The sequence below is a fragment of the Mucilaginibacter sp. genome, assembly GCF_035492695.1.
GTDB lineage: Bacteria > Bacteroidota > Bacteroidia > Sphingobacteriales > Sphingobacteriaceae > Mucilaginibacter.
The window spans coordinates 172,541-187,797 of sequence record NZ_DATJJC010000007.1 but is presented as its reverse complement, the minus strand read 5'-3'; the positions used below and the strand labels follow the sequence as shown (position 1 = coordinate 187,797).

General features: G+C 46.9%; 12 protein-coding genes. 8 read left to right on the top strand and 4 right to left on the bottom strand.

What is annotated here, in order from left to right; translation table 11 throughout:
* Positions 1-52 precede the first annotated feature (52 nt).
* On the bottom strand, positions 53-2,887 hold the full coding sequence (locus VL525_RS05010) for an outer membrane beta-barrel protein (protein ID WP_325384001.1): 2,835 nt from the start codon (positions 2,885-2,887) through the stop codon (positions 53-55).
* 14 nt (positions 2,888-2,901) lie between these two features.
* On the opposite strand from VL525_RS05010, the gene VL525_RS05005 reads away from it, so the two are divergent.
* The 8 genes from VL525_RS05005 (at position 2,902) to VL525_RS04970 (ending at position 11,131) form a co-directional block, all read left to right on the top strand.
* The gene (locus VL525_RS05005; RefSeq protein ID WP_325383999.1) at positions 2,902-3,072 is read left to right on the top strand and encodes a hypothetical protein; all 171 of its coding nucleotides are present in this window, start codon (positions 2,902-2,904) and stop codon (positions 3,070-3,072) included.
* A 95-nt stretch (positions 3,073-3,167) separates the two neighbouring features.
* Positions 3,168-4,271: a sensor histidine kinase gene (locus VL525_RS05000; RefSeq protein ID WP_325383997.1), complete on the top strand. Its 1,104-nt coding sequence runs from the start codon at positions 3,168-3,170 to the stop codon at positions 4,269-4,271.
* Positions 4,268-5,011 carry a LytTR family DNA-binding domain-containing protein gene (locus VL525_RS04995; RefSeq protein ID WP_325383995.1) on the top strand — a complete coding sequence of 248 codons (744 nt, stop codon included), beginning with the start codon at positions 4,268-4,270 and terminating at the stop codon, positions 5,009-5,011. The genes VL525_RS05000 and VL525_RS04995 overlap by 4 nt, the downstream gene beginning before the upstream one ends.
* 200 nt (positions 5,012-5,211) lie before the next feature.
* Positions 5,212-5,412 carry a hypothetical protein gene (locus VL525_RS04990; RefSeq protein ID WP_325383993.1) on the top strand — a complete coding sequence of 67 codons (201 nt, stop codon included), beginning with the start codon at positions 5,212-5,214 and terminating at the stop codon, positions 5,410-5,412.
* A 581-nt stretch (positions 5,413-5,993) separates the two neighbouring features.
* Positions 5,994-6,905 carry a sugar phosphate isomerase/epimerase gene (locus VL525_RS04985; protein WP_325383991.1) on the top strand — a complete coding sequence of 304 codons (912 nt, stop codon included), beginning with the start codon at positions 5,994-5,996 and terminating at the stop codon, positions 6,903-6,905.
* A gap of 166 nt (positions 6,906-7,071) precedes the next feature.
* Positions 7,072-7,758: an ABC transporter ATP-binding protein gene (locus VL525_RS04980; RefSeq protein ID WP_325383989.1), complete on the top strand. Its 687-nt coding sequence runs from the start codon at positions 7,072-7,074 to the stop codon at positions 7,756-7,758.
* 5 nt (positions 7,759-7,763) lie between these two features.
* Positions 7,764-10,319 carry an ABC transporter permease gene (locus tag VL525_RS04975; protein WP_325383987.1) on the top strand — a complete coding sequence of 852 codons (2,556 nt, stop codon included), beginning with the start codon at positions 7,764-7,766 and terminating at the stop codon, positions 10,317-10,319.
* Positions 10,320-10,390: 71 nt separating this feature from the next.
* Complete coding sequence (locus VL525_RS04970) at positions 10,391-11,131, top strand: arylesterase (RefSeq protein ID WP_325383985.1); 741 nt, start codon at positions 10,391-10,393, stop codon at positions 11,129-11,131.
* Positions 11,132-11,419: 288 nt separating this feature from the next.
* On the opposite strand, the gene VL525_RS04965 is transcribed toward VL525_RS04970, so the two are convergent.
* The 3 genes from VL525_RS04965 to VL525_RS04955 all read right to left on the bottom strand — a co-directional run bounded on the left by VL525_RS04965 (position 11,420) and on the right by VL525_RS04955 (position 15,161).
* Positions 11,420-11,941, bottom strand: a complete 522-nt coding sequence (locus VL525_RS04965) for an REP-associated tyrosine transposase (RefSeq protein ID WP_325383983.1) — start codon at positions 11,939-11,941, stop codon at positions 11,420-11,422.
* A gap of 527 nt (positions 11,942-12,468) precedes the next feature.
* Positions 12,469-12,951 carry a hypothetical protein gene (locus VL525_RS04960; RefSeq protein ID WP_325383981.1) on the bottom strand — a complete coding sequence of 161 codons (483 nt, stop codon included), beginning with the start codon at positions 12,949-12,951 and terminating at the stop codon, positions 12,469-12,471.
* 32 nt (positions 12,952-12,983) lie between these two features.
* Positions 12,984-15,161 carry a penicillin acylase family protein gene (locus VL525_RS04955; protein ID WP_325383979.1) on the bottom strand — a complete coding sequence of 726 codons (2,178 nt, stop codon included), beginning with the start codon at positions 15,159-15,161 and terminating at the stop codon, positions 12,984-12,986.
* Between the last annotated feature and the right edge of the window lie 96 nt (positions 15,162-15,257).

Sequence of the window (15,257 nt, the reverse complement as noted above, 5' to 3'; positions counted from 1 at the left end):
TTTTAATTGTTTTATGTTTAAATAATTAGCGTTAAATAATCATCAGTTCCGATCAATCGGGTTCGCCCGGAGGACGACCGCCGCCGGGACCCCGGAAACCGCCAGGGCCACCCGGACCACGCGGGGCCTGGCCGGCAAACTTTTGCAGCCTTAAAGTAAAGGTAAGAAGATAATAACGACCAAGGCGATTCACATTACTTTGCGAAATGGAATAAGCTGTCTGGGTTGAAGTGAAACCTGTGTTCTCGTTAAACACGTCGAATACTGAGAAACGAAGTGTGCCAACATTACTCTTTAAAAAACGGCGCTCCACATAGGTATTCAATATATTCGGGTTGGTTGCCCCGGTATATCCCTGGTAAATCGTTTTTGTATAGTCGTAGCTCAATGTCCAGTCTTTCCACAAATAGTTTTTACCGTTCAAGCCTAAAGTAATGGTGCGGAAATTATTATTCACATTGGCCTGCGATATAGAATTGTCTGAATGGTTGATGCTATAGCTCGCATTGGCTTCCGCATCAATAATATCGGTTATATCAACCCTGAAGCGGGCGCCCTGTGTAAGCACCAGGTTTTTAGCGATGTTTTTTTGCGTGGTCTCATCAAAGTTTACCGAATCGATATTGCTTATATAAGATATATTATTGTTGTACGAGATGTTTCCATTGATAAACAAGGTATACTTACGTTTTTGCCATGGCTTGGCATAAAGATAAAATGCCGATGCCGAGTAATAGCCTGATGCATTGGTGTACTGCGTTAAAATGGTCCCGGCCAGTTTAGGGTCGGTATAATTACGCGGGAAGGTTACCGTATTGGCTACGATCTTGTTATTGGTCTGTGTGAAGTTCAGGTTCGAGAAAAACACATTGCCCGAAGCAAAATCGAACTTATTATACCGTAAGCTGAATGTATTGTTGTATTGCGGGCTAAGATTCGGATTGCCCTGAACCGGGTAGCTTGCGCTTGAATAATCGACCACAGGCTGCAATTCGGCATAAGTTGGCGACATCGGTGAACCGGTATAATTGATGGTTATTGCCTGGGTGCGCGAGAAATTGTAGATAAAACGTGCTACCGGCGAAAAATTAAAGGTACTGACATGGGTCGGCGCCGATATCGAGGACGAACCCTCCAAAATGCTCGGTACAGCGGCAACACCTAATGTGTAATTGTATTTTTTGTCGATATAACGAAAATTAAGGCCAACCCGGTTGGTTATGAAGTTGAAATTATAATCGTTGCTCAGCAGGTCGTACCGGTTGCTTTGGCCTGCATCGGTCAGCGTATCCGTAAGTTTATCTGCAGTTGTATGCGCGTTGTGATAGTTGTAATTAAGCTCGAGGTACGATAACTTGCCAATAGGTTCGATATATGAGAACGAAGCACCAACACTGTCCGTGCGGCTATCGGTGTTGATCATCTGGTTCACCGGCGCATTCGCCTTGCCTGCCAGGTAGTCGTAAACCGGATTTTGGTAATAATTACTGGTTGTGCTGCCGCCGGTTATAAAAACGCTGAAGTTGCGTCCGTGACTGTTAAAACGGTGGTTATACAACAAGCCACCGCCAAAATTAGGCGCCGAAGAATGTGATAACAGAGCCAGCTTATAAAATGAAGTGGTATCAGCATTCGACGTCAGCAAACTGGTCGCTGTTTCGTTGGTATGTACGCCACCGTACGAAAATGTCGGGCTAAACTTGATATAGTTAACCGTATCGGGCTTATATTCTATATTGAAATTGAGCCGATGATTGATATTTTCATCCTTTTCAACACTATTGGATGTATTGGTGCTGGGAAGTTGCAGCGAAATATTGTTCTGCAGGGATGAAGTGATCGTATTCACCGTATTATCGGCAAAGCTGTAGCTTCCGTAGGCGGTTATTTTTTTACCCCAGCTATCGCGGTAGTTAAATCCTAACGATCGTGCGGTGGTAATGCCATTTGTATTACCGCCGAATAATCCCGGAGGGCCTCCGCCCCTGCGGCCACCGCCGGGGCCGCCGCCGCCAAAGTTGAATAGATTTGTGTTGGTGTTATTCAAATTGCCCGATACCGCTATCTGGCGGTCGCCGCTAAACGAGAAAATATTAGTAGAAGCAATGTACCGGCCACCGTCTTTGGTCCCGTCCACCTGTGGTATTGCATCGCGGCCACCGCCTACAGTTCCCTGGCCAAAATAGCCGTAGTTTTTATCCTTCCGGATATTGATATTCAAAACCTTTTGCGGGTCGCCCGATTTTATGCCGGTTATATTGGCCTGGTCGCCGTAATCATCAACCACCTGCACACTTTGAACCAGGTCGGCAGGCAGGTTACGAGTAAGGCTGGTTACGTCACCCGCCATGTAATCCTTGCCGTTGAGACGCACTTTGCTAACACTTTTGCCCTGCGCGGTAATGTTACCATCCTTATCCACATCCAGCCCGGGCATCTTTTTTATAGCGTCCTCAACCACGGCGCCCTGGCGCACCTTATAAGCAGCGGCATTGTATTCAACCGTGTCTTCTTTTATTTTTACGGCATTCACGTCGACAATGTCCACCTGCTTCAGCGTCCGCGCTTCACTTTTCAATATGATGGGCGCCAGTTCCGCATCGGTATTGCCGGGTGCTAAATTATATTTCCGCTTTATGCCCTCGTATCCTATAGAATATACAACCAGGCTAAATTGATTTACCTTGACCGAAGAAAAAACAAAACGGCCGTTACCATCGGTTGCCACGGTAGAACTGTCCGTACCGGTCAGCAATTTTACACTCGTTCCCGGCAAGGTCATACCTGTCGAATCTTTTACCACACCGCTTACCTGCCGGCCGGTTTGTGCGTAAACATTGGCGGTTAGTATAAAAAGTATCGCCGCCAGTAAATATTTCAGTTTCATAGTATCGGTTAATTATGATGACACAAAAAAAACACATCCTTTTCATAGCGGAAAATACAATAGACCATAAGGAGCCTATCATAGACGGGAAGCTGATTTTATCCCATGAAACACTGTTTGCAGGCGACAAAGCCCGGCTTTGCCCTTTAAAAGATTGTGACGGGTTATTTGTCGGTAAAATATAGCCGCCGGGCGGTTTGAATTGTGTGCTAAATTGTTGATATGTAATATTGTACCGGGTTTGTTACATTTTGATACAAATCTTTTAACCCAATTAACAATGAAAGGACAGAGTTCTTATAGTAAGCTCATCGGCGTAATGATACAGATATTGGTGTGGGCTGTATTTGCGCTGGTGTTATTCTTCTATCAGCCATACCTGTCCAATATCGATGTGCCCTACCAGTTTTGGTTAAAGCAAGTGATCATATTAGGTATGCTGGTGGTGGCTTACTATATCAATTCCATTATCCTGGTGCCCCGTTTCCTGCTTAAAAATCTCACTGGTTATTACTTCCTGATCATCGCACTGCTATTTATCGTCATCATTTTCGTCACCGCCCAGGTGGATAAATCATTGCATGTGCACCAGCTAATGGACACGGCTTTTCATAAGCGGTGGGAAATTATGAACGAAGGCAAACACGGGCCGCCAAAACCGGGCAAAGGGGGCCGGGGCGGCCTGGATACTATCGGCATCGCCATTATAGCGCTGGTATTGGGTATCAGCACCAGTGTAACCACCATTCAGAAATGGCAGAAAGATAAACAGGAACGCGAGGAACTGGAAAAAGATAAGGTAACATCCGAATTGTCATTTCTTAAGGCGCAGATCAACCCCCACTTTTTCTTCAATACTTTAAATAATATCTATGCCCTTACGGTTGTAGACGCGGAAGTTGCCGGGAAAGCTATACACCAGCTATCGCGCATGATGCGCTATTTGCTTTACGATACGCAGGCAGGCCATACCATGCTGAGCCAGGAAATAGCTTTTGTAAAGGATTATATCAGCCTGATGCAACTGCGCCTTACCGATGTGGTAAAGGTAAATATTGATACGCCACCAGATCTGAAAGACGAGCCGATAGCGCCGATGATATTTTTACCCTTTGTTGAGAATGCGTTCAAACACGGCGTAAGCGCAACGCAGCACAGCCATGTGGATATTACTATCCGGCAGCGGGATAAAGTGCTCGACCTGACCGTGAAAAATTCGATAATGAACGATAATAGTATTAGCTTAGATACCAATAGCGGCATTGGCCTTGTAAATACCAAGCGCAGGCTCGACCTGCTGTACCCCGGTAAGTATAAACTGGATATCAGCGAGGCTAATGCCAGCAACGAGTATACCGTTCATTTGACCATCGATCTGTCATGACCATAAACTGTATTGCTGTAGATGATGAACCATTGGCGCTGGGCCTGGTTTGCAAATTTATAGAACAAACGCCTTTTCTCAATTTGGTGGGGCGCTTTCCGAGTGCTCTTGAAGCCTTGAAGGCCATACATACCCAAAAGATAGACCTGCTGTTCCTGGACATACAAATGCCAGACCTGAACGGGATAGAACTGGCGAGGGTACTGGGCAAAGGCCCCGAAACGCCGCGTGTTATTTTTACTACGGCTTATAACCAGTTTGCGCTTGAAGGTTATAAGGTTGATGCGCTGGACTACTTGCTGAAGCCTTTTAATTATGAGGAATTTTTGCGGGCAGCGCAAAAGGCATATAATTATGCTGAATTGCTTAATAAAACAACGGCTGCCCCGGTAGTGCTTGCCGAACCCGAACATGCTGATGACGAATACCTGTTTTTGAAAGTTGAATACCAACTGGTAAGGATAGCCCTGGATGATATATTATATATCGAAGGCTTAAAGGACTATGTAAAAGTGCATCTGAAAGGGGCCGACAAAGCCATATTATCACTTACGAGCTTAAAGGCGCTGGAGGAGAAATTGCCATCAAAACGTTTCATGCGGGTGCACCGCTCTTTTATTGTCGCGCTGGATAAGATAACCTCGATGACAAAAAACTCCCTTCAGATAGGCAAAATGATGATAGCCGTGGGCGACCAGTACAAAGAGGCCTTTGGGCAGTTTGTCGGGAAGTGGATATGAGCATTAGTCCGGAGTTCGGAAGATATGCACGTTCCCTTATTTAAAAGAATCTCATAAATAGCTACAAATGTGGAGTTTCTATATTCCCCAATTGGGTAATCTATTCTTATTTTGGGGAAATTTTTTCTAAGCAAATGCCTGTTTAAAGCGCTTTAACTACTGGCCTGAATTTTGTCTTTATAATGGCAAATAGATGTACAATGCTATACCTTTCACTATTTGTATTATTGGTTGCCGTGATAGCTGTTGTTACGCACAAGCTGAACCATAAGCCCCAATGCGACCATACCTGGGAAGAAAAGCACAATTCGTTCAAATGCAGCAAATGCGGTAAGAAAATCCCTGACTATACCGTTGAAAATAATGACGCTTACCGCCGCTCGCTTACCGACGCGGCATAAAAAAACAGCCATTACCTCGCGTAACGGCTGATTATCCACTAAACTAAACTAACTATTAACCATCAATCCCGCATACCTTTTTACAGGCTGCCCGGGCAGGCGCGGGTCAATGATATTGAGAGGCTAATAAATTCAAATCAAGTACCCTTTTTGATAAAATATGGTAGCGGCCATTGCATACGCAAGGGCCGGCTACCAGACAAGCAGGAATTTTAGACCCTAACTATTATCCTGTTGTTTATCATAGGAGTATAAACGGCACAACTGCTTACACACCCGTCATGCACCGGTTATCCTGTATAAAAGCTCGGCAAAGGCATAATCAAAATAGACTAACGACTTCCGGCCGGCTAACAGCAAAACAGTGATGACAATCATATTTATTTAATTTACCCAAGACAAAATTGTGGAATGTCAAAAAGAAAACCAGCAGTGCTAACACGGTAATTGATACGTGTTTTTACGCAAATGTGCCCGCGCAAATCACCCTAACGCTTCTTTTTTAAAAAATTTTGTTTATTGTGTTGCTTTGACGCAATGATTGATTATCTTTCAGAAATCAATTTGTAAAACCAAAAAATATGCTCAACAGAAGAAAATTCCTGGCCGGTACCGGAGCCGCTGCGCTGGGCGCATTAGTACTGCCAAAAGCGGCGTCCGCATTTTTAATGGAAGCCGGCCGGCACCCGCTTGGCGTGCAGCTTTTCACCCTATTTGGCGTTATAGAGGCCGATGTAAAAGGCAACCTGAAAAAGATAGCCGATATAGGCTATACCGAAATTGAATCGGCCTTCAGCAAACTACCGCATTACTATAGCATGTCGCCAAAGGAATTTGCTGTTACCTGCAAAGATCTTGGGCTGTCGTGGAAATCGCACCATGTCCTGGGCGCGCCGTTCAAACTGCCCAAAGGCACCAAATTACCTAAAGGCATGACCTTGCCCCCGCACATGGCTAACCTGAAGGACGACATGCAGCAGCTGGTGGATGAAGCAGCGGAAGGCGGCATACCCTATTTGGTTTGTGCCAATATACCAACGGAAACATTGGACGAGATCAAAGAATCGATAGAGATATTGAACAAGGCAGGTGAAGCCTGTAAAAAAGCGAAAATGCAGCTTTGCTACCATAACCATGATATGGAGTTTAAAGAGGTAGAAGGCAAAGTTCCCTATCACCTGATGCTGGATGGTATGGATGCCAACCTTGTAAAAATGGAACTCGACCTGTGTTGGGTAACTAAAGCCGGTGTAAACCCGGTAGACCTGTTTAAAGCTCACCCCGGTCGCTTCCCTTTATTGCACGTGAAAGATCTGGATAAAGAACGCAAAGGTCCGGCGCCGGTTGGCGATGGCGTGGTCGATTTCAAAAACATCTTTGCCCATGTAAAAGAGGCCGGCGCAAAGCATTATTTTGTGGAACACGATATGCCGCCTGATGCCTTTGTCAGTTTAGCGACAAGCTATAAAAATTTAAGGGCTATGGGCGTATAAGGAGGTCAGAGTCCGGAAGTCCGACATCGGACCTCTGATTTCTTTTTTATTTTAATAGGGTATTGATAGTCATTATACTGTCAATACCCTATTTTTATTTCGGCGCCGGTCGATATAGCCGGTAACAAATACTGCCTGTATCTATCCAACATAAAAATAAAAGATTTTGGACACTATTCTTGATATCTCCGGCCTGGGCAAAACTTATCAAAGCGCAGGCAAAACTTTAACTGTACTCGATAATATCAATTTTTCTGTTGAAGCCGGTTCAACCAACGCCATTGTGGGCCCCTCGGGCAGCGGCAAAACAACGCTGCTGGGTTTGTGCGCCGGACTCGACCGTTCGACAACAGGAACCGTGACGCTGAGCGGGATCAGCCTTGGCGAACTGAGCGAAGATAAGCGTGCGCAGGTACGCAATCAATATGTAGGCTTTATATTCCAGAACTTTCAGTTGCTGCCAACGCTTACAGCGCTGGAAAATGTGATGGTGCCGCTTGAGCTGCGCGGTGAAAAAAATATCCGGGCGCGCTCGCTTGACCTGCTGGATAAAGTTGGGCTTGCAGATCGTGGTCATCACTACCCTGCCCAGCTATCGGGCGGCGAGCAGCAACGGGTGTCGCTGGCGCGCGCATTCAGCAATCAGCCTAAAATATTATTTGCCGACGAACCTACAGGCAACCTTGACGCTGAAACGAGTGAAAAAGTAGTGAAGCTGATATTTGACCTGAACAGGGAAGCGGGCACCACGCTTGTGCTGGTAACGCACGATCTGGAACTGGCCTCCAAAACGCAGCGCATACTGCGTATTAAGGGCGGCAAGCTGGTGTCTGACGATAAAACAAACGCATAACAGCCATGGCAGAACTTCCATTTAATAAACGGAAAACAAGTGTCCGCTGGCTATTTGAAATGGCCTGGCGCGACAGCCGCAAGAGCCGTTCGCGCTTGTTCCTGTTCGTATCGTCTATCATATTCGGCATTGCCGCGCTGGTGGCTATTTACACTTTTGGCTTTAACCTTAAAAAAGATATCGATGCCCAGGCAGCAACCCTGATCGGTGCGGACATGGCCGTTCATTCAGGCAAGCTGCCCGATGCGAAGACGCAAAAATTCCTCGATTCGCTGGGCGACCGCCGTTCGCAGGAGCGCAGCTTTGCCTCGATGGTTTATTTCCCCAAAAGCCAAAACACAAGGCTGGCGCAGGTAAAGGCGCTGCAGGGCCAATTCCCTTACTACGGCAAACTGGAAACCATACCCGAAAATGCCGGCACCGATTTCAGAAACGGAAAAAAAGCTTTGGTTGATCAAACTTTAATGCTGCAATACAATGCAAAGGTTGGCGACTCTATCAAAGTAGGCTATGTTACCTTCCTCATCGAAGGTACGCTCACCAAGGCCCCGGGCCAGGCCGGCATTGCTTCGGGCATAGCGCCCATGGTGTACATCCCGATGCAATACCTGGAGCAAACCGGGCTTATGCAAAAAGGCAGCCGCATCAACTACACCTTCTACTATAAATACGACCACGCGATAGATATGGCGAAGCTGACCAAAAGCCTCGATCCAAAAATGGAGAAGTTGGAACTTGGGTATGAGACCATTGAAACGCGGAAGCAAAATACCGGCAGGGCCTTTGCCAACCTGACCGATTTCCTGGCGCTGGTGGGTTTTATTGCACTGCTGCTGGGCTGCGTGGGTGTGGCCAGCGCTATTCATATTTACGTGCGCGAAAAAATAGCTTCTATTGCTATTATGCGTTGTTTGGGGGTAAAGGCCTATGAGGCCTTCCTGATCTACCTGATACAGATCATCGGCATCGGGCTCATCGGGTCCATTGCGGGGGCGGCGCTGGGTACTATTGTTCAGCATTTGCTGCCTGTGGTTTTCAAAGATTTTTTGCCTCTTTCGGTCACTACCGATATTTCATGGGCAGCAGTTGGGCAAGGCGTAATTTTAGGGATAACTATATCTGTCCTTTTCGCACTGCTGCCGCTGATCGCTATCCGCAGGATATCGCCGTTGAACACGCTGCGCATGTCGTACGAAAACATCAACCTGCTGCGCGACCCTTTCCGCTGGCTGGTTTATGCGGTGATACTTGCTTTTATTGCGGTATTCACCCACAGCCAGATAGATGGCTGGCAAGCCTGCACGTTCTTTACCATCGGCATTGTGGTGGCGTACTATATCCTGGTGGGTATAGCCCGGCTGCTAATGTATCTTACCCGCCTGTTTATTAAAAGCAGCTGGAGCTACGTATGGCGGCAGGGTTTTGCCAACCTTTACAGGCCCAATAATCAAACCATCGTCCTTGTTGTATCCATCGGCCTCAGCGCCGCTTTCATCTGTACACTGTTATTCACACAGGGTATTCTCATTAAACAGGTTTCGCTTTCCTCAAGCGGCAACCAGGCCAATATGATCCTGTTCGACATACAGGTGAAACAAAAGGACGCACTGGCTGCATTAACCAGGAAGGAACACCTGCCCGTATTGGAGCAGGTGCCTGTTATAAGTGTACGCATCGACAAGTTTAAAGGGAAGAACGAAGCCGAAACAAAAAAGGACAGCTCGATGAACCACAGCATGTGGCTATTCAGCAACGAGTTCCGGGTTACTTACCGCGACAGTCTGACGCCTAACGAGCGGATAATTGATGGCGAATGGATAGGTAAAGCGCCGGCCGGTAGCGATATACCCGTTTCAGTAGAGGACCGGTTTGCCAAAGGCATGAAGCTGAAGATAGGCGACAAGCTTACCTTTAATGTACAGGGCACCCCCGTGAACGCGCACGTTGCCAGCACACGCGAAGTGAACTGGAACCGGATGCAAACCAATTTCATTTTCGTGTTCCCGAAAGGTGTTTTGGACGATGCGCCGCAGTTTTATGCTTTTGCCACGCATGTGCCTTCAAAACAGGCATCGGCACTGTACCAGCAGCACGTGGTAAGGGCCTTTCCAAACGTATCGATGATAGACCTGGGTTTTATACTGAGCGTGCTGGAGGAGTTAATGGACAAAGTGGGCGGCATTATCCGTTTTATGGCAATGTTCAGCATTGTAACGGCTATTGTAGTATTGATAGCATCTGTCCGTATCAGTAAATACCAGCGCATACAGGAAAGCGTATTATTGCGCACAATGGGTGCCAGCCGAAGGCAAATATTTGCGATCACGACCATAGAATATCTTTTTTTGGGCGGGCTTTCAGCTTTTACAGGCATCCTGATAGCCCTGGCCGGAAGCTGGCTTTTAGCAAAATACAATTTCCAGGTGCCATTTACGGCAGACCCAACTCAGCCATTGCTGTTATTTTTGACGATAGTGGTGCTCACCATCGTTATCGGATTGTTGAATAGCCGCGGCACTTTGAATAAGCCGCCGTTAGAAGTTTTGAGGAGGGACGTTTAAGCAATCCCGGTAGAGAAGACTTTCATTATATTTGATCGTATGAATTTGAACATAAAACAAAAAAAGGCGTCATGCTGAGGCTCCCGAAGCATGGTGCGAAGACCTTTGCCCTCACCCTTCGACGGGCCCAGGGTGACAATCCTTTTTTTGTCTTCCTTATATTAGTCATACTAATACTCCCGGCTTGCGGCAATAACAACACACCTGCAAATGATACCCCACAGGCATCAGCCCAAACCAATAGTGCGGCCGCATCCACCAAAAAGAACATTCTTTTTTTTGGCGATAGCCTTACTGCCGGCTATGGGTTGGACGATGAGCAGGATGCCTTCCCGGGGGTGATACAGCGCAGGATCGATTCCCTGAAGCTGCCTTATAACGTGATCAATGCGGGGGTAAGCGGCGAAACTACTGCCGGCGGACTTGGGCGTATCGACTGGACGCTGAAACAGAAGGTTGACATATTCATTCTCGAACTTGGCGCCAATGACGGTCTGCGTGGTGTGCCCGTAAGCGAGACGAAAAAAAACCTGCATACCATCGTCATCAAAGTAAAAGCCAAATACCCTGACGCCAGGATAATTCTTGCAGGCATGATGGTACCGCCAAGCATGGGCGCCGACTATGCCAACAGCTTTAAAGCAGTTTTCCCGGCTATTGCCGAACAGGATAAAGTAACGCTGGTCCCCTTCCTACTCGACCATGTGGCCGGTATTGCCAAACTAAACCAGGGAGATGGCATACACCCAACTGCCGAAGGCGCTAAAATTGTGGCGGATAATGTTTGGAGGGTGTTGAAAGGGGATCTTTGATCTTATTTCGCAAGCGTGGACGCTTGCAATTGTCTTTCGTTCAAGCGTGGACGCTTGAACGGGCGGGTCTTATTTCGCAAGCGCGGCTCGCAAGCGCGGACGCTTGCTATTGTTATTTCGTTCAAGCGTGGACGCTTGAACGGGCGGGAGGCGGGGGCGTCTGAATGGCGTAGAGCCGTCGCTAAAATAACGCCAATACCGCCGGTTCAAGCGTCCACGCTTGAACCCAAAAGATTGTAAGCGTCCACGCTTGAACCCAAAAGATTGTAAGCGTCCACGCTTACAACATCAATCAAAAATCTTCAGCGGGCTTTCAGGGTTAGCGCTGCTATACCAAAACTCATGAGCCGACCCTACAAACCCTGCCTTAACCGGGTTATCGTGTATATAGTCGATCTTTTGTTGTATCACCGCAGCCGAATATAACAACACGGGGTAATTTCCGTTCTGCCAAAACTGGTGGTCTTTATTCAGCGGATTATATTTACCGGCTTTTTCAAAAGCGTTGATCATCCAATTCCGGCGGCTTTCCTGCTCATTCGCCCGGATCATCTTTACTAGTTCTTTTGAAGTATAAGTTTTAAAATCGCGCAGTACGTCACCCAACGATCCGCTTTCCACATTCGCCACCAGGTGTATATGATTGGTCATGATCACATAGGCGTAAATATTCAGCTTTTTATTCCGGCGGCACCAATCGAGGTTTTCTACCAGGAAATCTTTATACATGCGCCGGGTAAAAACATCGATCCAATCCGTAACGGTTAGCGTAACAAAATAAAGTTCGTCGGTTGAGGCATTGCGTGACATAGCATAAATATGCGGAATTGCCGGGTTGTTCGCAAGCGTGGACGCTTGCTATGGTTGTTTCGTTCAAGCGTGGACGCTTGAACGGGCGGAGTAGCCGCTATATTGCTAATTATTTGTTGTTCAATTATTTACATGAAATGTGAGTCGGGGTTAAAAAAACATCCCTAAAACCTGGTTGTCAGCTATATTAAGCAACTGATAGCCAAATACTTAAATATTCAACCTATTGTCAAATCCTAAAAACACCTAACGTACTGGCCGTCAATAACAAACAGTTAAGTGTTCACGAAAATGTTAAAAATGGGCCACTTTTTTGGAGATTGGCCTGCAACTGCCTGGTTATCAACGAACTAAATAGGACAAAAACGACAGAACCTGAAAGCAGTCAAACAGCTAACAGTCAGCTATTTACAAGGTTTTTCAAATTGTTTTATGCGCGTTTTTCGTGTTATTGATTTGTATCAAGTTGATTAATAACACATTAAGATTGCCCGTTTTTGACTGGAACAGTCCGCGGCGTGAACATGCTAATTTCCGGCATTTTCTTTCTGCGAGACATCTACTGCACCCGATTTTTTGTCGAAAGCGACTGATATAGTGGCGCGGAACAGAGAATTATCAAAACGGAAAATATTTTTGTTCACATCGGCGCCCTGAAAGATGAGGGTTAGGGTTGATTTTTTGGCCTGCGCCAGCAGGTTATCCAGGTCGGCATTTTGGATAGTGGTGTAGGATACATCGCGTTTTGTATTGCCATTGGGGGTTTTGGAGCCCTGGCCTACATACATCATTTCTGTTTTATCGGGCGTACGGCCGCTTTTATACTGGTCGAATACCTTTCCGCCGAAGCTTTGTGTCCCGTCCTGCTTAAAACCTTTTGATATCATAAAATCGTGCGCCTGCGTGTTGCTCATGCTGGTCAGGTTCAGCAGATCAGTAAACGACACACTTTGGGCGTTCGCAATTTTCACAGCAAAACAGGTTATTGCGACAAGCAGGAGTTTTTTCATTCGTATCAAATATAATTGTAATACAGCCGGTTTTATTCACCGGGATGATACGTTCTTTCCACATGTTTCAGCACGTCTTCACGGTAAAAAAGTACATCTTTAAATTTACCATTGATGTACCCTTCGGCCTGGTCGGTAAAGTGCTTCGAGGCGGGGTCGAACGAGACGCCGCCGGTGATGATGCTCTTCGCCTTTATGCGCGGACCAAATTCGACCGCTGCAATAAAGCTGTTGCCGCTGTAACCATACCGTTTTTGCGTATTTACGGTACGGCTTTGGAACGAGGGCAACTGTCCGAACTGCGAGCCAACCATCCCCACCGGGGTGCCGGGCATTTTATCATCAAATGTGATGCCATCAGCGGGCCGCTGGTACCGGTTAATGTCGCCCCACTCAATTTTCCACGTTCCGTAGCGTTTTTCGAGGCTTTTTATGGCTTCTGCAAGTAGCGCAGTTTGTTTGGCGGGAGGCATATTCCTGAGCATGGCGGCCATACGTGTGGTCTGGGCGGTAGACTCTTCCACAGTTTGGGCACGGGGCAGAGCCATCAGCATACGCGTCCCCCACTCCACTGCAAGCGTGGTGGCTACCGAATGTACAGCCGAACGGCGGTCCCAATCCTGCAATACTTTGATGGGTCCGGCGAGAGATTGCCTGGTGGAATCTGCGGCCGAAGTATAAGCCATAAACAGGGCCGGCAGCAGCACATCAAACGCGGGAAGGTAATGATCATATCCTTTGGCGATGAGGCTGTCGAGCGTCAAGTTATTCGCATCTTTCAATAGCCGGATGGCATTCACGCCGCGGTAATTTTCTCCGTCAGGCGACATATAAGCAGGGTATTTACTTTTATCCGGGCTGGCAGTTCCCGAACAGGTGAAGGGTGTGGAATTACAATTTTCTATCCATCCGGTGGAAGGGTTGTAAACATGAACGATCTCATCCAGCTTGTGAATGCCCCGCCATTCGGTAGCCGATGTGCTGCCATCTACGGGTAGGGTCCAGTCAAGTTTAGGATCGCGTTTGGGCATATAGTTGCCATACCAGAAAGCAATGTTTCCCTGGTCGTCGGCATACACTGTATTGTTTGAGTTATTAGACAGCAGGTCCATTGCCTTTTTATATTCCGCGAAAGTGCCTGCCTTAGTGATGAGCCATGATTCGAGCAGGGCCTCGTACGAGCGGTTATTCGCTTTTAACGACAGCCACTTGCCATCGCGGCTACCCAACACCGGGCCGTGATGGGTATAGAAACCGGTGATGGTGCGTTGTTCGGTTTTGTTGCCGTTTGTTATTTGCAATACCAATTGGCGGGTCGTAACCGGTTTCAATTGACCATCGTATTCGTAATACCATTTACCATCTTTTTTGGTCACCTTCTCTGCGTACAGGTCGGCTACATCAGCGTAACTCGATGTGTGCATCCAGCCGCAATGCGGGTTAAAGCCCTGGTAAATAAAAAACTGCCCCCAGGTAACGGCACCATACACGTTCAGCCCCTCATCGCTGACGATCTGCACCTCATCACGAAAATAAAACGGCACGTGCGGGTTGATATATAGCAATGCATGCCCGGTTGCCGTTTTTGAGGGCGCAATAGCAAAGCCATTGGAACCTGTTTCTTTTTCCTGTATGGTATTTTCAATTTTCGGCCGATCAAAAACGGCACCCATATTATCGGGACCTTTACTGTAAAAACGCTCAGTTTCTTTCAGGCTGATGCCACCTGTTTCGGTAGCCGCTACACTACCGTCTGTGAACATGAGTGCGTACCATGGCTGAAAATGGTGAAATACCTGCGGTTTAACTTCGGGATGTTTATAAAGATAGTAATTAACGCCATCGGCAAAAGCGTCCATCAATTTACGGAACCACGGAGCAGCAGCGCGGTAATCCCTGATAGCATCAGCCGTATCGGCTATCAGCTGCAGTTGAATATCGGTGTATAAATTACTTTCCCCGTCAACTTCCGACTGTTTGCCCAACTGGTAAAGATAGTTACGTTCGATACCCTTGAAATTTTCTTCGCATTGCGCATACATCAAACCAAAAACAGCATCAGCGTCAGACTTGCCATAAATGTGCGGCACACCCCAGTTATCACGAATGATAGTTACTGCCTGAGCTTCCTTTTTAAAACGCTCGATTTCCTTTCGGCTGAACTTTTGACCGAAGCCAAGAACCGGCGCGCATAACAACGCTGCAAGCAAAAGCTGTTTTATTGTAACAAAAAATTTACAGTAACAAAAAGTCATAATATGATATCAAAAAACCGTGAATAGAGTAAAAAGGACTATTTTTGTCGA

What these genes read in the sequence shown, in the direction of transcription:
- VL525_RS05010 (WP_325384001.1), bottom strand. Translation starts at nt 2,887, where the DNA reads ATGAAACTGAAATATTTACTGGCGGCGATACTTTTTATACTAACCGCC.
- VL525_RS05005 (WP_325383999.1), top strand. Translation starts at nt 2,902, where the DNA reads ATGATGACACAAAAAAAACACATCCTTTTCATAGCGGAAAATACAATA.
- VL525_RS05000 (WP_325383997.1), top strand. Translation starts at nt 3,168, where the DNA reads ATGAAAGGACAGAGTTCTTATAGTAAGCTCATCGGCGTAATGATACAG.
- VL525_RS04995 (WP_325383995.1), top strand. Translation starts at nt 4,268, where the DNA reads ATGACCATAAACTGTATTGCTGTAGATGATGAACCATTGGCGCTGGGC.
- VL525_RS04990 (WP_325383993.1), top strand. Translation starts at nt 5,212, where the DNA reads ATGCTATACCTTTCACTATTTGTATTATTGGTTGCCGTGATAGCTGTT.
- VL525_RS04985 (WP_325383991.1), top strand. Translation starts at nt 5,994, where the DNA reads ATGCTCAACAGAAGAAAATTCCTGGCCGGTACCGGAGCCGCTGCGCTG.
- VL525_RS04975 (WP_325383987.1), top strand. Translation starts at nt 7,764, where the DNA reads ATGGCAGAACTTCCATTTAATAAACGGAAAACAAGTGTCCGCTGGCTA.
- VL525_RS04970 (WP_325383985.1), top strand. Translation starts at nt 10,391, where the DNA reads ATGCTGAGGCTCCCGAAGCATGGTGCGAAGACCTTTGCCCTCACCCTT.
- VL525_RS04965 (WP_325383983.1), bottom strand. Translation starts at nt 11,941, where the DNA reads ATGTCACGCAATGCCTCAACCGACGAACTTTATTTTGTTACGCTAACC.
- VL525_RS04960 (WP_325383981.1), bottom strand. Translation starts at nt 12,951, where the DNA reads ATGAAAAAACTCCTGCTTGTCGCAATAACCTGTTTTGCTGTGAAAATT.